We start from the raw sequence: 21531 nt of genomic DNA, 5'->3' as shown, positions 1-21531 counted from the left end.
CGCATACGTTCTTCCCGCTGCGAGCCGCCGGGTCAACGACGGCTCACCCAACGGGAGATCGGGGGTGCGTGCGTGCGCATCGGACTGCTGACGGAGGGTGGCTATCCGTATGTGAGCGGTGACGCCGGGCTCTGGTGCGACCGGCTCGTACGCGGGCTCGGGCAGCACGAATTCGACATCTACGCGCTCAGCAACGCCCAACAGCAGGAGAACGCCGGCTGGGTCGACCTTCCGCCGCAGGTCGGGCGGGTGCGGACGGCACCCCTGTGGACGGCCGAGGACGACGGGGTCGTGTACGGCCGGCGTGCGCGCCGGCGCTTCACCGAGTCCTACGGCGACCTGGTGGCCGCCCTGTGCACGGGCGGACCCGAGCTCTCCCAGACCTCTCCGGATCCCTCGCGGAACGGCTCCGCCTCCCAGGCGGACCGTTTCGCCAATGCCCTCTACGGGCTCGCCGAACTCGCCCGCGACGAAGGCGGGCTGGTGAGAGCGCTCCGCTCGGAAAGCGCCGTGCGCGCCCTGGAGAGCGCCTGTCGCGCGCCCGGCGCGTTGCGCCCGGCGCGCGAGGCCCGTGTGCCCGAGCTGCTCGCCGTGGCCGGGCACCTGGAGCGCGCCCTGCGCCCCCTCTCGCTCGACTGGTACGAGAACGACGGCGCCCACGGCGGTGCTCTCGGTTCGGTGGACCTGTGCCATGCCGCGTCCAGCGGGGCGGCGGCGCTGCCCGGGCTGCTCGCGCGGCACTTCTTCGACGTACCGCTGCTGGTCACGGAGTACGGGGTGCGGCTGCGGACGCACTACCTGAGCTCCGGGGCGCCCTCCGCCGAGACCACCCCCGCCGTGCGCGCCCTGCTCGCCGCCTTCCACGGCCGGCTCGCCGCCGAGGTCTACCGGCAGGCGGCCCGTGTCACCCCCGGCAACGCACACACCCGCCGCTGGCAGGAACGCTGCGGCGCCGACCCCGGCAAGGTGCGCACGGTCTACCCGGGCATGGACGCGGACCGCTTCGCGGAGGTGGGCGACGCCCCGGACGCCGCCGATCCGCACACCCTGATCTGGGTCGGCCGGGTCGAACCGGCGAAGGACCTCGTCTCCCTGCTGCACGCCTTCGCCCAGGTCCGCAGGGCGGAACCGAGGGCGCGCCTGCGGATCATCGGCGCGCCCGCCGGGCCCGAGGGGCAGGAATACCTCGGCCACTGCAGGATGCTGGCCGCGCAGCTCTTCCCCGACGAGGCGGAGGGGCCCCACTCCGTCGGCGACAACCCGGTGTCCTTCGAGGAGATCGGCGGCCCCGAGGCGCCGAGCCTCGCCGAGGTGTACGCGGCCGGTGCCGTCGTCGTCCTGTCCAGTGTCGTCGAGGGGTTCCCGGTCGGCCTGGTCGAGGCGATGTTCTGCGGCCGGGCGACCGTGTCCACGGACGTCGGCGCGGTGGTCGAGGTCATCGGCGGCACCGGACTGGTCGTCCCGCCGCGCAATCCTCGGGCGCTCGCCGAGGCGTGCGGGGCGCTGCTGCACGACCCCGAGCGCCGTGCACGCCTGGGCGCGGCCGCCCGCGCCCGCGCGCTGGAACTGTTCACGGTGGAACAGAACGTCGCGGCGTTCCACGGCATTTACCTGGAGATCGTCTCCCAGTGCCCGGCCCGCAGGACCGTCCTCGACGACGCGGGCGACCCCCGGCCGTTCGCCGTCCCCGCCGAGGCCCGGCTGCCGGGCCGCTGGACCGGCCCGGCAGCGCGGGGCGCCGCCCGGCACAGCCCGGGCTGGACGGCGGGACCACCGGTACGGGGGAGGCCACCGCAGGGGACGTCGCCCGCCGCGGCGGTCCCCGTCCCCGAGGGGGCGCGATGAGCGGGCTGGGCGAACTGGACCGGCCGGGCGCCCCGGAGAGCGGCGAGGCCAGGGACGAGCGGTCCGAGGCGTGGGTCGTGGGGGAGCGCGCCGGGGGAGCGGAGTGCGGGGAGGAGCTGAAGGACGGCAGCGCGGGCGCCCACACCGCGGTGAGCGCCCCCGAGGGTGCGCTCGGCGCCGGTTCCGGCGACCGTGTGCCGCCCGCTCCCCGGCGGGGCACCGCGGACCCCGTGAAGGCGCTGATGCACCGTCACCGGGAGCTGTGCGAAAGGGCCGTCGACCCTCTGGAGATCGCGGCGGGTCTGGAGGCCCAGGGCGTCACCGACCGCACCGCCGCCCGCTTCCGGCACCGGGACGTCTTCTCCCTGGCGGAGGAGATGTACGCCCGCGTCTCTCGCGGCGACGACACACCCGCGCGCCCGACCCCCACCACGCTTCCCCGCCCCCGTCTGGACCGGGCCCTGCTCTCCCTCCTGCCGGGCGCGCTGTGCGCCGGGGCGGTGGCCGGACTGCGCCTCACCCAGGGGCGGACGCGCCTCCTCGTGGCCACCGCCGGCATCCTCGCGGTGACTCTCGCCCTGCACGCGGCCCTGCGCCGGGGCCCGCTGAGCCCACGCGGCGGCACTCGCTCCGGCCGACTGGGGACCGCTGCCCTGACCTGCTGGCTCCTCGCCTACGCGGCCCTCGGCGACGGCCTTCTGCGTTCCGCGGTCGAAGGAGGCCCCGACGGGCTGCCCACCGGTGCGCCGGACGGCTCCTGGCCCCTCGCCGTCACGCCGCTGCTCACCCTCACCCTGGCCTGTGCGCCCGCCGCCTGGTGCGCGCACCTCCTCGCCACCCGTGCCCGCCGCCGACTCGACGCCAGCCGGGGCCTGGAGGAGTTCACCGCCTCCGTACAGCCGCTGCTGCTCGGCGTGTTCGCCCTGTTCCTGGGCGCCCTCGCGGCGCTGACCGCGCTCTGCGCCGCCGCCCTGGGCGAGCCGGCCGCCTACGCCCGGATCCTCACCCTGGGGGCGCTGCTCTTCCTCGCCCGCCTCCTCACCGTGCACGGCTTCTCCCACGCCCCGGCGGTCGTCCTCGGCGCCACCGTCACCGCCGAGGCACTCGCCCTGGCCACGGTCTTCGCGGGCCGTCTCCCGCGCTGCGGTGTCCTGTCCGTCCCTGTCGAGACCCTGGTCACCACCCACGGCCCGGCGAGCGTCCCCGTCCTGCTCCGCGGAGCCGCCACCCTGCTCCTGCTCATCCACGCGACCCGCACGCTGACCAGAGCCTCGGCCCACGCCCGAACGGCCCACCCGTGCTGACCCGCCCCACCGCCCGCACTCCCGCCGCGCCCTCGCCACCCGGCACCCGCGCCACACTCGCCCTCGCGCCGCCCGCCCGGCGACGGCCGCGCTCCACCGTGGGCGCGGGGCCGGCGCTGCCCCCTTCCGGCGCGGGGTGGCGCGAGGGGGGTTCCGCGGGCGCGGGGCTTTCTCCGCCCCCGGCCGGGGCGGGGTGGCGCGAGGGGGGTTCCGCCGAAGCGGGGCCTTCTGCGCCTCCGGCCGGGGCGGGGTGGGGCGAGAGTGTTTCCGCGGGCACGGGGCTTTCTCCGCCCCCCGACGAGCGTGGGGCTGCGCGAACGCGGTTCCGCAGATGCCGGCCTTCCTCCGCCACCCGACCACCGCGCGCAGCGCCACCCCCACCGTGCGCCGGGCGCACGACGCACGCGCTCCTTGATCCAGCCGCAGGCAACCCGCACCACCCTTGAAGGAGAGACCAGATGACCACCTCCCGATCCGGAGCGACCGGAGCCACCGGGGCACCCGCGGTCGCAGGAGCCCCCGCGGTCACAGGAGCAGCCGGAGCATCCGGGGCGACCGGAGCCCCCGCCACCCGGACAGCCGCAGCGCACACCCAGGGAGCCGCGCGATGAGGGTTCTGCTGATCGGAGCCAACGGCTACATCGGCCGCTTCGTCGCCGACCGACTGCTCGCCGACCCGGCCGTCCAGCTCACCGCGCTCGGCCGCGGCGACGACGCCGACGTCCGTTTCGACCTCGCGTCCGGCAGTCCTGGCGCACTCACCCGTTTCCTCGACGCGGTCCACCCCCAGGTCGTCGTCAACTGCGCGGGCGCCACCCGAGGCGGTGCCCGCGAACTCACCCGGCACAACACCGTCGCCGTCGCCACCGTCTGCGAGGCCCTGCGTCGCAGCGGCTGCGGCGCCCGTCTGGTGCAGATCGGCTGTGGCGCCGAGTACGGGCCGAGCCAGCCCGGCTCCTCCACCGCCGAGGACGCCGTCCCTCGCCCCGGCGGCCCGTACGGCGTCAGCAAACTCGCCGCCACCGAACTGGTCCTGGGCTCCGGCCTGGACGCGGTCGTGCTCCGGGTGTTCTCGCCGGCCGGACCGGGCACGCCCGCAGGCTCCCCACTGGGGCGCCTCGCCGAGGCCATGCGCCGGGCCATGCAGTCCGGTGACGGCGAGCTGAAGCTCGGCGGGCTCGGTGCCCAGCGCGACTTCGTCGACGTCCGTGACGTCGCCCGCGCCGTGCACGCCGCCTCCCTCTCCGCCGCGCAGGGCGTCATCAACATCGGCTCGGGCCGCGCCGTCCGGCTCCGCGACGCCGCCGCCGTCCTCGCCCGCGTGGCCGGATACGGCGGCGCCCTCCATGAGCTCGACGGCCCGCCCGGCACCCACCTGAGGCCGGCCATCGGACACCCGCGCGCCGACTCCGACCACGCGACCCCGGTCGCGTACCCGGACGGCTGCGGCAGCTGGCAGCAGGCCGACGTACGCACCGCCCGCGACCGGCTCGGCTGGCGGCCCCGGATCAACCTCGAGGAGTCCCTCGCCGACATCTGGATGGAGGCGGCATGTCGTATCTGACCGGCACCCCGGCGGGCACCGCCGGCACCGGAACCACCGACCTGCGCACCGGCCTCGGCGTGCCCGGTATCGCCCATCCTCTCCTCGCCCCGGCCGAGTGGGGCGACCTCGCCCGCACCGGCACGCTCCTGCACTGGGCCGTCCTGAACATCGCCGACGGCCCCGGCGTCCGCCCCGACCCGGACTGCCTCCAGGCCGCCGGACGGCTGCGCAACGCGGGCGTGCGTGTCCTCGGGCACCTCGACACCGCCCACGGAGCCCGCGCCTTCGCCGAACTGGTCTCCGACGCGCAGCGCCACCTCGACTGGTACCAGGTCGACGGCTTCCTCCTGGACCGCTGCCCGGCCGACCGCGAGACGCTGCCCGCGATCCGCCGTACGGTCGGCACCCTCCGCACGCTCCGGGAGGCGCCCCACATCGTCCTCGGTCATGGCACCCACCCGCATCACGGCTACGCCGAGCACGCCGACCAACTGGTCACCTTCTCCGGCCCGTGGAGCGACTACCGCTGGTCCCAGGTGGCCGAGTGGACCGCCGACCATCCGCCCGAGCGGTTCTGCCACCTGGTGCACGGCCTGCCCCGCGGGCACCTCGACGAGGCACTGCGCATCGCGCGCTGGCAGGGCGCGGCGACCATCTGGTTCACCGACCGCGGTGATCGCGGCGGCCTGGACGACCCCTGGGAGGCCATGCCCGGCTACTGGGACGAAATCGTCTCGCGGATCGGAACGGGTGTCTCGGAATGAAGAAGGCCATGGCAGTGTTACAGGGAGAACAACTGTAGTGATCGACCGACCAACGGAGTCCCCGTGTCGCTGCCACCCCTGGTCGAGCCAGCCTCTGAGCTCACCGTAGACGAGGTTCGCAGGTACTCCCGCCACCTGATCATTCCCGATGTCGGGATGGACGGGCAGAAGCGGCTGAAGAACGCCAAGGTGCTCTGTGTGGGCGCCGGCGGCCTGGGCTCGCCCGCGCTGATGTACCTGGCCGCGGCGGGCGTGGGCACGCTCGGCATCGTGGAGTTCGACGAGGTCGACGAGTCGAACCTGCAGCGCCAGATCATCCACAGCCAGGCCGACATCGGCCGCTCCAAGGCCGAGTCCGCGCGCGACTCCGTCCTCGGCATCAACCCGTACGTGAACGTGATCCTTCACGAGGAACGGCTCGAGGCCGAGAACGTGATGGACATCTTCAGCCAGTACGACCTGATCGTCGACGGCACGGACAACTTCGCGACCCGCTACCTGGTCAACGACGCGTGCGTGCTGCTGAACAAGCCGTACGTGTGGGGGTCGATCTACCGCTTCGACGGCCAGGCCTCCGTGTTCTGGTCCGAGCACGGCCCCTGCTACCGCTGCCTCTACCCCGAGCCCCCGCCGCCGGGCATGGTCCCCTCCTGCGCCGAGGGCGGCGTGCTGGGCGTGCTGTGCGCGTCCATCGGCTCCATCCAGGTCACCGAGGCGATCAAGGTCCTCACCGGCACCGGTGAGCCCCTGGTCGGCCGCCTGATGATCTACGACGCCCTGGAGATGCAGTACCGCCAGGTCAAGGTCCGCAAGGACCCGGACTGCGCGGTCTGCGGCGAGAACCCCACCGTCACCGAGCTCATCGACTACGAGGCCTTCTGCGGCGTGGTCTCCGAGGAGGCCCAGCAGGCGGCGGCCGGTTCGACGATCACTCCCAAGCAGCTCAAGGAGTGGATCGACGACGGCGAGAACATCGAGATCATCGACGTTCGCGAGCCGAACGAGTACGAGATCGTCTCCATCCCGGGCGCCAGGCTGATCCCGAAGAACGAGTTCCTCCTGGGCACCGCCCTGGAGGGCCTGCCGCAGGACAAGAAGATCGTCTTGCATTGCAAGACGGGTGTCCGCAGTGCGGAAGTCCTCGCCGTGCTGAAGTCCGCGGGCTTCGCGGACGCCGTGCACGTCGGCGGCGGCGTCATCGGCTGGGTCAACCAGATCGAGCCGAGCAAGCCGGTCTACTGACCCGCTCTGCCTGTCCGGTCGGCGGGGGCTTCGGGTGCCACGAGTGCCCGAAGCCCCCGCCGCCGTCATGAGCAGACCTTGCCGTCCTTCGGCACCGTGCCCCTGACCAGATACGCGTTCACCGTCGAGTCGACACAGTCGCTCCCGCTGCCGTACGCCCCGTGCCCCTCGCCCTTCCAGGTGAGCAGCACCCCGACGCCCTTGCCGAGCTCGTCGGCCATCTTCCGGGCGCCCTCGTACGGTGTCGCCGGGTCCCCGGTGTTGCCGACCAGCAGGATGGGTGCCGCGCCCGCCGCGCTCACCTCCGGGGTGTCGTACTGTCCGGCCACCGGCCAGTCGTGGCACCAGCCGGCCGTGTCCCAGCCCAGGAAGTCGCCGAAGACGGGCGAGATCCTCTCGAACTCCGGCAGCAGCTCCTTCGTCTCCTCGGCGGTCGGCCGCTGTTTGTCGTCCAAGCACGATATGACCCGCTGCGAGTGGGTCGTCGTGCCGTAGTTCCCCGAGGGGTCCCGCTCGTTGTAACCGTCGGCGAGCGCCAGCAGTTCGGAGCCGTCACCGTCCTCGGCCGATTCCAGGGCGCTGGTCAGGGTCGGCCAGCTCTGTTCGCTGTAGAGCGGCAGGACGATGCCGGTGACGGCGAGTGCCTGGGTCAGCTCGCGCCCGTCGGCGGCCGGCAGCGGCTTGCCGTCGAGCCCGTCCAGGAAGTCCGCGATCTTCGCGGTGCCCCGCTCCGGGTCCTGGCCCGTCGACTTCAGGTAGTCGTCCAGCGCCCGCTGGAAGCCCCGCGTCTGGTTCTCGGCGTGGCCCGCCGTGTCGGCGCTCGGGTCGACGACCGCGTCGAGGATCAGCCGCCCCACGTTCTTCGGGAACAGGTGGGCGTACACACCGCCCAGTTCGGTGCCGTAGGAGATGCCGAAGTAGTGCATCCGTGTGTCGCCGAGGACCTGCCGCATCAGGTCCATGTCGCGCGCGGTGTCGGTGGTCGAGACGTGCGCCATCAGCTCGCCCGCCGCCTTCTCGCAGCCCTTGCCGAAATCGGTGGCGTCCTGGAGGTACGCCTGTTCCTCGGCCGGGGTGTCCGGGGTGATGTCGACGGACTCGGCGGCCTGGATGTCCTTGTTGCTGCGGCAGCGGATGCCCTCGCTGCCGCCCACCCCCCGCGGGTCCCAGCTCACCAGGTCGTAACGCTCACGGAGCTGGGAGAACGTGCCGCCGTACGGCGGCAGTGTCGACACGCCGGAGCCGCCGGGGCCGCCGAAGTTGAAAAGGAGGGAGCCGATCCGCTCGCTGCCGCTGCCGCGGGACCTGGCGCGGATCAGCGCGAGCCCGATGGTTTCGCCGTCCGGCTTCGACCAGTCCAGGGGCACCTTCATGGTGGCGCACTGCCAGTCGCTGCTGGGCGCGGCGGAGTCGCCGGTGGCCTTGCAACGCCCCCAGTCCAGCTTCTGGCCGGTGAGCGAGGCGGGCAGGGCGGCCGTCGTGGCCGTGTTCGAGGAACCGGCCGACGGCCGTGCGTCCGCCGTCCTGCCCTTGCCGTCCTCGTCACCGTCCGACGAGCCGCCGCCGCAGCCCGCCACCAGTAGTGCGGTGGCGGCGCCCAGCGCCGTCCACCGTAGGAATCGCCCCATGTGCTTCCCCCCTCACGGACCGTTCGCGCCGGGTGGCGGGACGGCTGTCAGGCCATGGTAGGCCGCGTGCGGCCCACCCGTCCGAGCCTGTGGATAACCTTGTGACCTGCTGTTTCCCCGAGATTCTGGGGCAGCCAGGAGCAGACGGTTCCTGCTGGCCGGCACCGTGCCGGCCAGCAGATGTCCGTCCACCGCCGTGCAGACACGTGTTCTCGCTGTTTCTAGAGAGCGCCCTTGCGGTTCAGGTGGTTGAAGGCCAGCCAGCCCGGCAGTACCGGGAGCCACAGCGTCAGCAGACGGAAGAGCAGCACCGCGGGAGCGGCGACCTCCTTGGGCAGGCCGACCGCGATCAGACCGACCGTCAGGGTCGCCTCCACCGCGCCTACACCGCCCGGGGTGGGGGCGGCGGAGCCCAGCGCGTTGCCGGCGAGGAAGACGACGGCGACGCTGGCGATGCTGATCGAGCTCGACTCGGTGCCGAACGCGCGGATCGAGGCGTCCAGGCACATCACGAAGCAGAAGGTCAGCAACAGCATGCCGCCGATGCCGGTGACCAGCTTCTGCGGCCGCTGCAGCACGTCCAGCATGCGCGGCACGACACCCGCGAACAGCGAGCGCACGCGAGTGACGACGAATTTCCGCAGGAACGGCACCGACGTGACCACCAGCACCAGCACCGCGACGGTGAGCAGACCCGCGATGACCGTGCGGGACGGCGACAGCGACGGAGTCTTCTCGGTGCCGGTCAGATAGCCGAACGACAGCAGCATCAGGATGTGACAGCCGAGCCCGAACAACTGCGACGCGCCGACACTCGCCACCGCCAGCCCGGGGCGCACGCCCGAGCGCTGCAGGAAGCGCGTGTTGAGGGCGACCCCGCCGACCGCGGCCGGGGCCACGATCTTCACGAACGACCCGGCGACCTGAGCGGCGACGGTCCGCGGGAACGGCACCCGCTCCGGCACGAACCCCAGCAGGCTCATCGCCGCGGCGACATAGCTCAGCGCCGAGAACAGCACGGCCGCGGCGACCCAGCCCCACTCGGCGTTGGCGATGAGCGGACCGAACTCGATGTGCGTGAGCTGCGTCAGCAGGAAGTAGGCACCGATCGCACCGGCGATGACGCTCATCAGTGTGCGTGGCCGCACCCGCTCCAGGCGGGCCGGCTCGACCGGGGCCTGCGGCCGGATCCGCAACACCTCGTGGCGGATCTGCGTCAGCAGATCCTCCTCGCGCGCCCCTTCCAGCGCCTCGTCGATGGCCCGCTTCTCGGCCCGCGCCTGCGCGCGTACGGCCTTCTTCTCGGCCTTCTCGGAGATTGGCTCCGCCTCGTGTCCGGCCTCCAGCCGGGCCTGCTTGGCCTGCCGGGACGCCTCCAGGACCGCCTCGCGTTCGCGTTGCGCGCGCTCCCGGGCCAGTTTGCGCAGCGTCGCGCGCGTGGAGCGACTGAGCGCGATGGGCTGCAGCATCGGCAGACAGTCCGCCACCGCGTCCGGGCCGAGCACACTCACCGCCGAGGCGACGGCGCGCTCGGCGCCCACTCTGAGCCCCAGGGTCACGAGCAGCTGGGAGATGTCCATGCGCAGCAGCAGATCGCCGGCCGCGATCTCGCCGACCCGCAGATCGGTGAGGATCACCGTGCCGGAACGATCCACCAAGATCGCGTCGCCCACCAGCCTGCGGTGCGCGATGCGCCGGGACTGCAGGGCGCGCACCTGGTGCCAGGTGTCCCGCAGCAGTTCGTCGGTGATCTCCTCGTCCGCCAGCGAGTCGAGCGTGCGCCCGCCGGTGTGCTCGTAGACCAGGATCACGGCGTCGGGACCGAGTTCGGAGGTCGCGATCAGTTTGGGCGCGTTGGCGCCCGCCGCGATCGCCGCGTACGCGAGCAGCGCCTCCTGCTCCAGCGCCTGCCGCAGCGACTGCAGGCTGCTGCGGGTGGCGAAGCCCCGCAGGGTCAGATTGCGCCACGCCCGATAGAAGAACCCCTGCGCCTGCTGCTCCCGGTCGACCACGGTGACGTCCAGCGGCGGGCCGTCCTCCAGGGTCACGAAGTAACGCCGGCCGCGGTCTCCGGTCTCCGACGTGTCCGGCGCCTCCTCGCGGGCCGCGCTCACCGGGTGGAAGCCGACGTGCCGCAGGCCCGCCATCAGCGTCCGTCCCGTCGGCCGGACGTTCGGCGAGCCGACCGCGTACAGCGTCCCGTAGGCCACGGTCCAGCCGATCAGCACCGTCAGGATGATCGAGAACGGCGTCGTGTAGCCGGTGACCAGCATCGAGAAGGCGTCGAGGAGCAGCACGATCCACAGCACCGCGCGCCAGCGCGGCCGACGCGACATGCCGACGGCCGTCATGTAGGCGATGACGGGTGCGAGATAGCCGTGCACCGGGTCCGTCAGGGCGTGGATGTCACCGGGCGAGGGCTGGGTGAGGGCCTCCTGGATCGAGTCCGGGGCGGCCTTGGCGACCCACAGGTCGGTGGCGAGTGTCACACCGTGCGCGAGGACGGCGGCGAGCACACCGTCGGCGATGCGCAGCCCGTCGCGCTTGATCAGCCGCTCGATCGCGAAGGCCACCGGAACCAGCAGGATCGCGATGCTGGACGCCAGTCCCGCGATCTTGATGAGCAGATCGGGCGCCTGCCCGGTGCCCTTGTTGATGTCCTGCTCGAGACCCGAGGTCGTCCCGTGTGCGAAGGCCGCGATCCCCAGCAGCACGACGACCGCGAGTACGCCCACCAGCAGCCGCATGAGGTCGGATGGGCGGTGCACGCGCGCGGGGAGCAGCGGTTCGTCGCCCTCGACCTCGTCGGCGTGCACCTCCTCGTATTCCTCTTCGCGGGCCTCGCTCGGGCCGTCGGCGCCGTCCGGGCCGTCCGGGCGCGACGCAGCGTCAGAGGTGCCCTCCGCGTCCTCGGGATGCACACCCTGCTGCTTCATCGTCTCTTCTTGATCTCGTATCACCGGTCACCGCCCGCACGATGGTGGCATGCTCCACCGACACACGGGGGCATCAGGGTGCAAACGCGGGGCGCACAGTCTGCCCGAAGCGCCGCGCGGGGGCGAGGGTCACGCTCGGTCGCCGCACCGTCCCGATGTCGGTGGGGTGGGGCAGGATGGGGCGGATGAGCGAGCAGAGCAGCCCGGACGACGCCCGCCCCGAGTACCCGCAAGCCCTGCCGGAGTATGCCGAGCGGGTCCTCGAGGTCGCGGAGCTGATCCCGCCCGGGCGGGTCATGACGTACGGGGACGTCGCCGAGTGGCTCGAAGAGGGCGGACCCCGCCAGGTCGGCCGGGTGATGGCCCTCTACGGCGGCGCCGTGCCGTGGTGGCGTGTCGTGCGCGCCGACGGGGCGCTGCTGCCGGGTCACGAACTGCGGGCCCTCGGCCACTACCGCGCCGAGGGCACGCCTCTGAAGGAGGCCGGCAAGGCCGCCGAAGGTCATCTGCCGCGCCTCGACATGAGGCGCGCACGCTGGGACGGCGGCGAACGCGCGGACGGTCACACCTGACAGCTTCCGCCATCGGACGCGCCGGAGGGGACCCTGTGGCCCGTACGGGGGAAAACCGGAAAACCGGGCACGTCGGTGGCATGACGTACGTTCGAGGGGCACGGGCCGGGGAAAGCGGCCCCCGACCATCCAGCACACCCACCAGGACCGGCGAACCACGTGAGCTCCTCTTCCTCCACCAGGCGCCTGCCGCACCCCCAGGGGCGACAGGGGAACCGTGGCGCTTACCGACTGGTGCGTACCCCGCCGGCCCGGACGGACCCCCCTCGTCTGGACGCCGCACAGCGCTCCGTGGTTGACCATGCCACCGGCCCGCTGCTCGTCCTCGCCGGCCCGGGCACCGGCAAGACCACCACGCTCGTCGAGTCCGTGGCGGCCCGGATCGCCCGCGGCGGCGACCCCGCGCGCGTGCTGGTGCTGACCTTCAGCCGCAAGGCCGCCGTGGAGCTGCGCGACCGGATGGCGCTGCGCATGGGTGCCGCCCGCGCGCCCCAGGCGACCACCTTCCACTCGTACTGCTACGCCCTGGTCCGCGCCCACCAGGACAGCGAGCTGTTCGTGGAGCCGCTGCGGCTGCTGTCCGGCCCCGAGCAGGACGTGGCCGTCCGCGAGTTGCTCGCCGGCCAGCTCGACCTCCAGCGCCTCGGCCTCGCGCATGTGCGCTGGCCGGACGAACTGCGCGCCTGCCTCACCACGCGCGGCTTCGCCGACGAGGTCCGCGCGGTGCTCGCCCGCAGCCGTGAGCTGGGCCTCGGCCCCGACGCCCTGGACGCCTTCGCCGCCCGCATCGGCCGCCCCGACTGGCGGGCCGCGGCCGCCTTCCTCGCCGAGTACCTCGACGTCCTCGACCTGCACGGCGTGATCGACTACGCGGAACTCGTCCACCGCGCGGTCCTCCTCGCCCACCGCCGCGAGACCGCCGAGCGGCTCGCCGCCCAGTACGACGCCGTCTACGTCGACGAGTACCAGGACACCGACCCGGCCCAGGTCCGGCTGCTGCACGCCCTCGCCGGCGGCGGCCGCACCCTCGTCGCCTTCGGCGACCCCGACCAGTCGATCTACACCTTCCGGGGCGCCGACGTGAACGGCATCCTGGACTTCCCGAACGCCTTCCCGCGCCCCGACGGCCGCCCGGCACCCGTGGAGGTCCTGCGCACCTCCCGCCGCTCCGGCGCCGTCCTGCTCACCGCCACCCGCCTGCTGACCCAGCGCATGCCCCTGACCCGCCTCCCGGCAGAGAAGGTCCGCGCCCACCGCGACCTCGCCCCCGCGCGCGAGGGCGGGCGCGTCGAGGTCTACACGTACCCGACCCCCGGCACCGAACTGGACAACGTCGCCGACATCCTGCGCCGCGCACACCTCGAGGACGGCGTGCCCTGGGGCGAGATGGCCGTCCTGGTCCGCGCCGGCTCCCGCACGATCCCGACGGTCCGCCGCGCCCTCACGGCCGCCGGTGTCCCCCTCGACATCGACGGCGACGACCTGCCCCTGCGCCACGAACCGGCGGTGGCACCCCTGCTGACGGCCTTGCGGGCAGTGGCGACGGCGGAGGCCGCCGGGCAGCCCCAAGGCGGAGAGCCCCCCTCCGAGGAGCCGCCCCCGTGCTGGCTCGACACCGAAACCGCCCTCACCCTCCTCGCCTCCCCCCTCGCCGGCGGCATGGACGCCGCCGACCTGCGCCGCCTGGGACGCGCCCTGCGCGAGGAGGAGCGCGCCGCGGGCAACCCGCTGCCGCCGCCCTCCGACGAGCTCCTCGCGCGTGCCCTGGCCGAGCCGGAACGGCTCGTCACGCACGACCCGGTGTACGCGCGCGGAGCCCAGCGCCTCGGCGCGCTGCTCGCCACCGCCAGAGAACGCCTCGCGCGCGGCGGGACGGCCGAGGAGACGCTGTGGGACCTCTGGGAGGGCACACCGTGGCCCACGCGCCTGGAGCGGGCCGCCCGGCGCGGCGGCGCGGCCGGCCGCAACGCAGACCGTGACCTGGACGCCGTCTGTGCCCTGTTCGCCACCGCCGCGCGCGCGGAGGAGCGCACCGGCGGCCGCGGCGCCCTGAACTTCCTCGCCGAGATCGAGGCCGAGGACATAGCCGCCGACACCCTCACCCGCCGAGCCGTACGCCCCGACGCCGTACGCCTGATGACCGCCCACCGCGCAAAGGGCCTGGAGTGGAGCCTGGTCGTCGTCGCCGGCGTCCAGGAGGGCCTGTGGCCCGACCTGCGCCGCCGCGGCTCCCTCCTGGAGGCCGACCGCATCGGCCGCGACGGACTCGCCGAACCGCTCACCCCGGGCGCGCTGCTCGCCGAGGAACGCCGCCTGTTCTACGTGGCCGCCACACGCGCGCGTGACCGCCTGGTCGTCACCGCCGTGAAGGCGCCCGCCGACGACGGCGACCAGCCCTCCCGCTTCCTCACCGAACTCGGCGTCGCACCCAGGGACGTCACCGGCCGCCCCCGCCGCCCCCTGTCGGTCGCCGCGCTCGTCGCCGAACTGCGCGCCACGACCGTCGACCCGCGCGCCTCCGCCGCCCTCAGAGAGGCCGCCGCCCGCCGCCTCGCGCGCCTCGCCGCGCTCGCCGACGAGGACGGCCGCCCGCTGGTGCCGTCCGCGCACCCCTACCGCTGGTGGGGCATGTTCGAGCCGACCGAGAGCAAGATGCCGCTGCGCGACCGCGACCAGCCCGTCGTGCTCTCCGGCAGCGCCCTCGACCAGCTCGCCAACACCTGTGCCCTGCAGTGGTTCCTGGGCCGCGAGGTGAAGGCCGACGCCCCCGCCACCGTCGCCCAGGGCTTCGGCAACGTGGTACACGTCCTCGCCGACGAGGTCGCCTCCGGGCACACCCCGGCCGACCTCGACGTCCTCATGGAGCGTCTCGACTCCGTGTGGAACGCGCTCGCCTTCGACGCGCCCTGGAAGTCCGCGCAGGAGAAAGAGCACGCCCGCATGGCGCTCGAACGCTTCCTGAAGTGGCATGTCATGGACCGCACGGGGCGTACCCCCGTCGCCAGCGAGCACGACTTCGACGTCACCCTCGACGCGGGCGACTACGAGGTACGCATCCGCGGTCAGATGGACCGCGTAGAGGCGGACGGCGAAGGCCGCGCCTATGTCGTCGACTTCAAGACCGGCAAGCAGGCGCCGACCGCGCGCGAGGTGGAGCGCCACCCGCAGCTCGCCGTCTACCAGCTCGCGGTCCACGAGGGCGCCGTCGACGAGGCCTTCGGCGGCGTACGGCCCGAGCCGGGCGGCGCCGAGCTCGTCCAGCTCCGGCAGGGCGCCGCCAGGAAGGACGGCGGCGAGACCCTCCCCAAGGTTCAGGCCCAGGAGCCGTTGGAAGGCGAATGGGTCGGCGAACTGCTCGCCACGGCGGCCGGCAAGGTCCTCGACGAGCGGTTCACCCCGAGTGCCGGCCAGCACTGCACGCACTGCGCGTTCCGGGCGTCGTGCAGCGCGCGGCCGGAGGGACGGCACGTGGTGGAGTGACGGGGCGTGTGACCGACTGCACCGCCCATGCTGACCTGTGCTTCTTCAGGTGACGGTGGGCGATGTGTCATCGACTGTCAGAGGCCGCCGCTAGCCTCTCCCCATGCCCGCCCGCATCACCGATCCCGAGCAGCTCAAAGAGCTCCTCGGGATCCCCTTCACCCCGGAGCAGACGGCCTGCATCATCGCGCCGCCCGCCCCGCAGGTGATCGTGGCCGGAGCCGGGTCGGGCAAGACGACCGTGATGGCCGCGCGCGTCGTGTGGCTGGTGGGCACCGGACAGGTCGCCCCGGAACAGGTCCTCGGCCTGACCTTCACCAACAAGGCCGCCGGCGAACTCGCCGAACGCGTCCGCAAGGCGCTCGTCAGGGCGGGCGTGACCGACCCGGACGTCATCGACCCGGACAACCCGCCGGGCGAACCGGTGATCTCCACGTACCACGCCTTCGCGGGCCGTCTGCTGACCGACCACGGCCTGCGCATCGGCCTGGAACCGACGTCCCGCCTCCTCGCCGACGCCACCCGCTACCAGCTCGCCGCGCGAGTGCTGCGCGAAGCCCCCGGCCCCTACCCCTCGCTCACGCGCTCCTTCGCCGACCTGGTCAGCGACCTCCTCGCGCTCGACTCCGAGCTCGCCGAACACCTCGTACGCCCCGAGGACCTGCGCACCTGGGACGCCGGACTGCTGCGCACCCTGGAGGGCGCCGAGCTGACCAACGCCGATCTTCGGAAGGTGCCCGAGACGGCCTCGGCCCGCCGCGAACTGGCCGACCTGGTGCTGCGCTACCGCACGGCCAAACGCGAACGCGATCTGCTGGACTTCGGCGACCAGATCGCCCTGGCCGCCCAGCTCGCCCAGGTACCGGAGGTGGGCCGGATCCTGCGCGACGAGTTCCGCGTGGTCCTCCTGGACGAGTACCAGGACACGTCCGTCGCCCAGCGCATCCTCCTGGCCGGACTGTTCGGCGGCGGCACCGGCCACCCCGTGACCGCCGTCGGCGACCCCTGCCAGGCCATCTACGGCTGGCGCGGCGCCTCCGTCGCCAACCTCGACGACTTCCCCGAGCACTTCGCCCACGCCGACGGCTGGCCCGCCACCCGCCAGGCGCTCAGCGAGAACCGCCGCAGCGGCGGCCGCCTCCTCGACCTCGCCAACGGCCTCGCCGAACCCCTGCGCGCCATGCACGCGGGCGTGGAGGCCCTCCGCCCCGCCCCCGGCGCCGAACGCGACGGACTGGTCCGCTGCGCGCTCCTCACCACCCACGCCGAGGAGATCGACTGGATCGCCGACTCCGTCGCCCACCTCGTCGACACCGGCAAGGCGCCCGGCGAGATCGCCGTCCTGTGCCGTACGGCCACCGACTTCGCGGAGATCCAGGGCGCTCTGGTCGCACGGGACGTGCCCGTGGAGGTCGTCGGTCTCTCCGGACTGCTGCACCTGCCGGAGGTCGCCGACCTGGTCGCCGTCTGCGAGGTCCTCCAGGACCCCGGCGCCAACGCCTCCCTGGTCCGGCTGCTCACCGGCCCGCGCTGGCGCATCGGCCCGCGCGACCTCGCCCTCCTGGGCCGGCGGGCACGGCTCCTCGTCGCCCACGCGCGCGGGGACGACGGCGACGACCCGGACCGCAGGCTCGCCGAGGCCGTGGAAGGGGTCGACCCGTCCGAGGTGATATCCCTCGCGGACGCCCTCGACACGTTCCTGGAGACACCCCTGGGCGGTGCGGAGGACGACGGTCTGCCCTTCTCACCGGACGCGCGCGTGCGGTTCGCGCGGCTCGCCACCGAACTGCGCGACCTGCGCCGTTCCCTGTCCGACCCGTTGATGGACGTCCTGCACCGCGTCCTCGCCGTCACCGGCCTCGAGGTGGAACTGTCGGCGTCCCCGCACGCGCTGGCCGCCCGCCGCCGGGAGACCCTGTCGAACTTCCTCGACATCGCCGCCTCCTTCGCCGCCGGTGAGCAGGAGGCCAGTCTGCTCGCCTTCCTGGGCTTCCTGCGCACCGCCGCCCAGTACGAGAAGGGTCTCGACAACGCCCTGCCCGGCGGCGAGAACACCGTCAAGGTGCTCACCGCGCACAAGTCCAAGGGCCTGGAATGGGACGTCGTCGCCGTCCCCGGCCTGGTCACCGGCACCTTTCCCAGCGGCCAAGGCCGGGAGAAGTGGACCGCCCAGGCCAAGGTGCTGCCGCACGGACTGCGCGGCGACGCCGACACGCTCCCCGACATCGACTCCTGGGACTCCCGGGGCATGAAGACCTTCCACGAAGCCATGAAGGACCACCAGCACACCGAGGAACTCCGCCTCGGCTACGTCACCTTCACCCGCCCCCGCTCCCTGCTCCTCGGCTCCGGCCACTGGTGGGGCCCCACCCAGAAGAAGCCCCGCGGCCCCTCCGACTTCCTCCAGGCCCTGTACGACCACTGCGCGGCCGGGTACGGCGAGATCGAGGCCTGGGCGGACGCACCGGAGAAGGACGAGGAGAACCCCACCCTGCACCGGGCGACCGCCGACCAGGTCTGGCCGCTGCCTCTGGACGACGCCGCGCTCGCCCGCCGCCGCGCCGCCGCCGAGACCGTCCTCGCCCACCTGGACGCCCTCGCCCGCCACGAGGACGGCCACCCCGCCGCCACGCACGACCCGGACACGTACGACGACCCGGACTGGCCCCCACCGCCCGACGAGGACGAGCCCCCCTACGAGGAGGCCGATCCCTTCGACGACGACCCGGACACCGAGTTCGCCGACTTCGACGAGAGGCCCGCGGACCTCGCCGAGAACCCCGCCGACTGGGACGACTGGACCCCCACCCGCCCCCTTGTCCCCCACCAGGCCACAGCCCCCGAGCCTCCTGCCGCGCGCCCCCGACAGGCTTCCCTCACGCCCGAAGAGGCCCGCGCCGTCGCCTCCTGGGACCGTGACCTCGACGCGCTCGCCGGAGAACTCCTGCGCACCCGCCGGAGCGTCACCGACGTACCCCTCCCGACGACACTGACCGCCTCACAGCTGCTGCGCCTGGCCGCCGACCCGGACGGTCTCGCACAGGAACTCGCGCGCCCCATGCCGCGCCCCCCGCAACCGGCCGCCCGCCGTGGCACCCGGTTCCACGCCTGGGTGGAGGCCCGCTTCGAGGAATTGACGCTTCCGCTCCTGGAACCGGACGAACTTCCCGGCGCCGACGCCGAGATCGCCGACGAACGCGACCTGGAAGACCTCAAGGAGGCCTTCGAACGCACCGAGTACGCCCACCGCACCCCCCACCGCGTCGAGGCCCCCTTCCAGCTCGCCCTCGCCGGCCGCGTCGTACGGGGCCGTATCGACGCCGTCTACAGGGAGGGCGACGGCCCCACGGCGACGTACGAGATCGTCGACTGGAAGACCCACCGCGCCCGCACCGCCGATCCGCTCCAGCTCGCCCTCTACCGGCTTGCCTGGGCCGAGCAGCAGGGTGTGCCCGTGGAATCCGTCACAGCGGCGTTCCTCTATGTGCGCACCGGCGAGGTCGTACGGCCCGACGGACTGCCCGATCGTGCCGCCCTGGAGCGCCTGTTGACGGGAGAGGAAGCCCCCGCCGACGACGACGCGGGACCGGGCGTGCGGGAAGAGCGTGCCCGACCGCCCGGCGAGGATGCCGGCGCGGGCCGATAGGCTCGTGACCATGAGCCATCCCGTTGACAGTGCCGTCAGCGCCGTCCGCACGTACATCGAGCAGCACCGCGCCGCCTTCCTCGACGACCTCGCCGAGTGGCTGCGCATCCCGTCGGTGTCGGCCCAGCCCGACCACGCCCCCGACGTACGGCGCAGCGCGGACTGGCTCGCCGCCAAGCTGAAGGAGACCGGCTTCCCGACCGCCGAGGTCTGGCAGACCCCCGGCGCCCCCGCCGTCTACGCGGAGTGGCCCTCGGACGATCCCGGGGCGCCCACCGTCCTGGTCTACGGGCACCACGACGTGCAGCCGGCCGCCCGCGAGGACGGCTGGAACAGCGACCCCTTCCAGCCCGTCATCCGCGAGAACCGCCTCTACGCGCGCGGAGCGGCCGACGACAAGGGCCAGGTCTTCTTCCACACCCTCGGCGTGCGCGCCCACCTCGCGGCCACCGGCCGCACCACCCCGGCCGTCCATCTCAAGCTGCTGATCGAGGGCGAGGAGGAGTCCAGCAGCCCGAACTTCCGCGCCCTCGTCGAGGAGCACACCGCGCGGCTCGCCGCCGACGCGGTGATCGTCTCCGACACCGGCATGTGGTCCGAGGACACCCCCACCGTGTGCACGGGCATGCGCGGTCTCGCCGAGTGCGAGATCCGTTTCCTCGGCCCCGACCAGGACATCCACTCGGGCTCGTTCGGCGGAGCCGTGCCCAACCCGGCCACCGCGGCAGCCCGCCTCGTCGCCGCCCTGCACGACGAGCACGCACGCGTGGCCGTCCCCGGCTTCTACGACGGCATCGTCGAGCTCACCGACCGCGAGCGCGAACTCTTCGCTGAGCTGCCCTTCGACGAGGACGAGTGGCTGCGCACCGCCAAGTCGCACGCCACCCACGGCGAGGCCGGACACACCACCCTGGAGCGCATCTGGGCCCGTCCCACCGCCGAGGTCAACGGCATCGGCGGCGGCTACCAGGGCCCCGGCAGCAAGACGATCATCCCGTCCTCGGCCTTCGTGAAGCTGTCGTTCCGGCTGGTCGCCGGCCAGGACCCCGAGCACGTCGAGAAGGCCGTCCGCGCCTGGGCCGCCGCGCAGATCCCCGCCGGGATCCGTCACGAGATCGCGTTCAGCCCGGCCACGCGCCCGTGCCTGACCCCCCTGGACCACCCCGCCCTGCAGTCCGTGGTCCGCGCCATGGGCCGCGCCTTCGAAGGGCCCGTCCGCTTCACCCGCGAGGGCGGCTCCGGACCCGCCGCCGACCTGCAGGAGGTCCTCGGCGCCCCCGTGCTCTTCCTGGGCATCTCCGTCCCCTCGGACGGCTGGCACGCCCCGGACGAGAAGGTCGAGCTGGACCTCCTTCTCAAAGGCGTCGAGACCACCGCCCACCTCTGGGGCGACCTGGCGGAGAACTGGCGCCATGCGCCCTGACAACCCCGCTCGGCCCGGAGCGGGTCTGCGCGCGGCGCACACTGGAAAGACCGCACCGCAGCGCCGCACCGGACCCGGTCGCCCCCTCCCGCACGTCCCGCTGAACCGCCCGCCGAATCAACCGTTCCACCGGGGGAGTTGGAAGCACCCGTGACCACCTGGACCGACCAGAACGCCGACCGGCCCATCTCGCTCACCGCCCCGAGCGGCATCGACCGGGCCGCCCACCACCGGCTCGACGAGGCCTGGCTCGCCGCGGCGTGGAGCCACCCCACGACGCGCTGTTTCGTCGTCTCCGGCGGCCAGGTCCTCATCGACGAGACGCCCGAGGGCCGGACCGAACTCGTCATGACGCCCTCCTTCGAAGCCCCCCTCACCGAGGCGCACCGCTACTTCCTGGGCACCGACGAGGACGGCGTCAGATACTTCGCCCTCCAGAAGGACGCCCTGCCCGGCCGCATCGACCAGTCCGCGCGCCCGGCCGGGCTGCGCGAGGCGGGACTGCTGCTGTCGCCGCGGGACGTCGGCCTGATGGTGCACGCGGTCGGCCTGGAGAACTGGCAGCGCACCCACCGCTTCTGCTCGCGCTGCGGCGAACGCACGGTCATCGCGGCGGCCGGCCACATCCGCCGCTGCCCCGCGTGCGGCGCCGAGCACTACCCGCGCACCGACCCCGCGGTGATCATGGCCGTCACCGACGAGGACGACCGCATCCTCCTCGGCCGCCAGGTGCACTGGCCCGAGGGCCGTTTCTCGACCCTCGCCGGCTTCGTGGAGCCCGGCGAGTCCATCGAGGCGGCCGTGCGCCGCGAGGTCTTCGAGGAGGCCGGCATCACCGTCGGGCAGGTCGACTACATCGCCAGCCAGCCCTGGCCGTTCCCGTCCAGCCTCATGCTGGGCTTCGTCGCCCGCGCCACCTCCACCGACATCGACGTCGACGGCGACGAGATCCACGAGGCACGCTGGTTCTCCCGCGACGAGCTGGGCGCCGCCTTCGAGTCCGGCGAGGTCCTGCCGCCCTACGGCATCTCGATCGCGGCCCGCCTGATCGAGCTCTGGTACGGCAAGCCGCTGCCGACACGCAGCTTCGTCTGACGACGCAGGAGGGGCGCCCCGCTCCGGGACGCCCCTCCTGCCTGCGTGAA

At 73.4% G+C, this 21531-nt stretch carries 12 protein-coding genes; 10 read left to right on the top strand and 2 right to left on the bottom strand.

The annotated features are described in order from the left end of the window. The first annotated feature begins 72 nt into the window (after positions 1-72). From ACIBVL_RS36180 to moeZ, 5 genes are all read left to right on the top strand, one after another. Positions 73-1845 (top strand): DUF3492 domain-containing protein, encoded by a 1773-nt coding sequence (locus ACIBVL_RS36180; RefSeq protein ID WP_399104220.1) that lies wholly within the window; start codon positions 73-75, stop codon positions 1843-1845. Then, a complete protein-coding gene (locus tag ACIBVL_RS36175; protein ID WP_399104218.1) occupies positions 1842-3149 on the top strand; it encodes a hypothetical protein in 1308 nt (435 codons plus the stop codon). Before ACIBVL_RS36180 ends, ACIBVL_RS36175 begins: the two co-directional genes overlap by 4 nt. A 607-nt stretch (positions 3150-3756) precedes the next feature. Then, entirely contained in the window at positions 3757-4713 is a 957-nt protein-coding gene (locus ACIBVL_RS36170; RefSeq protein ID WP_399104216.1) for an NAD-dependent epimerase/dehydratase family protein, read from the top strand. Next, the gene (locus tag ACIBVL_RS36165) at positions 4701-5459 is read left to right on the top strand and encodes a spherulation-specific family 4 protein (RefSeq protein ID WP_399104214.1); all 759 of its coding nucleotides are present in this window, start codon (positions 4701-4703) and stop codon (positions 5457-5459) included. The genes ACIBVL_RS36170 and ACIBVL_RS36165 overlap by 13 nt, the downstream gene beginning before the upstream one ends. 63 nt (positions 5460-5522) lie before the next feature. Beyond that, positions 5523-6701: an adenylyltransferase/sulfurtransferase MoeZ gene (gene moeZ / locus ACIBVL_RS36160; protein WP_399104212.1), complete on the top strand. Its 1179-nt coding sequence runs from the start codon at positions 5523-5525 to the stop codon at positions 6699-6701. 65 nt (positions 6702-6766) lie between these two features. Here the strand turns inward: moeZ and ACIBVL_RS36155 are convergent, their stop codons facing one another. Together ACIBVL_RS36155 and ACIBVL_RS36150 are read right to left on the bottom strand one after the other, a co-directional pair. After that, positions 6767-8329, bottom strand: a complete 1563-nt coding sequence (locus tag ACIBVL_RS36155; protein ID WP_399104210.1) for an alpha/beta hydrolase — start codon at positions 8327-8329, stop codon at positions 6767-6769. Between the two features lie 221 nt (positions 8330-8550). Then, positions 8551-11265, bottom strand: a complete 2715-nt coding sequence (locus tag ACIBVL_RS36150) for a lysylphosphatidylglycerol synthase domain-containing protein (protein WP_399104208.1) — start codon at positions 11263-11265, stop codon at positions 8551-8553. Between the two features lie 185 nt (positions 11266-11450). Between ACIBVL_RS36150 and ACIBVL_RS36145 the strand changes: the two genes are divergently transcribed. The 5 genes from ACIBVL_RS36145 to nudC all read left to right on the top strand — a co-directional run bounded on the left by ACIBVL_RS36145 (position 11451) and on the right by nudC (position 21481). After that, the gene (locus tag ACIBVL_RS36145; protein WP_399104206.1) at positions 11451-11837 is read left to right on the top strand and encodes an MGMT family protein; all 387 of its coding nucleotides are present in this window, start codon (positions 11451-11453) and stop codon (positions 11835-11837) included. 159 nt (positions 11838-11996) lie between these two features. Then, positions 11997-15317 (top strand): ATP-dependent helicase, encoded by a 3321-nt coding sequence (locus tag ACIBVL_RS36140; RefSeq protein WP_399104204.1) that lies wholly within the window; start codon positions 11997-11999, stop codon positions 15315-15317. A 103-nt stretch (positions 15318-15420) separates the two neighbouring features. After that, the gene (locus ACIBVL_RS36135) at positions 15421-18963 is read left to right on the top strand and encodes an ATP-dependent helicase (RefSeq protein ID WP_399104202.1); all 3543 of its coding nucleotides are present in this window, start codon (positions 15421-15423) and stop codon (positions 18961-18963) included. Positions 18964-18973: 10 nt separating this feature from the next. Continuing rightward, positions 18974-20386: a dipeptidase gene (locus tag ACIBVL_RS36130; protein ID WP_399104200.1), complete on the top strand. Its 1413-nt coding sequence runs from the start codon at positions 18974-18976 to the stop codon at positions 20384-20386. Between the two features lie 150 nt (positions 20387-20536). Continuing rightward, entirely contained in the window at positions 20537-21481 is a 945-nt protein-coding gene (nudC, locus tag ACIBVL_RS36125) for an NAD(+) diphosphatase (RefSeq protein ID WP_399104198.1), read from the top strand. Positions 21482-21531: the final 50 nt, after the last annotated feature.

The organism is Streptomyces sp. NPDC049687 (genome assembly GCF_044465285.1).
GTDB lineage: Bacteria > Actinomycetota > Actinomycetes > Streptomycetales > Streptomycetaceae > Streptomyces.
Note: the sequence above shows the minus strand (reverse complement) of the source record. Positions and strands in the feature narration are given on the sequence as shown.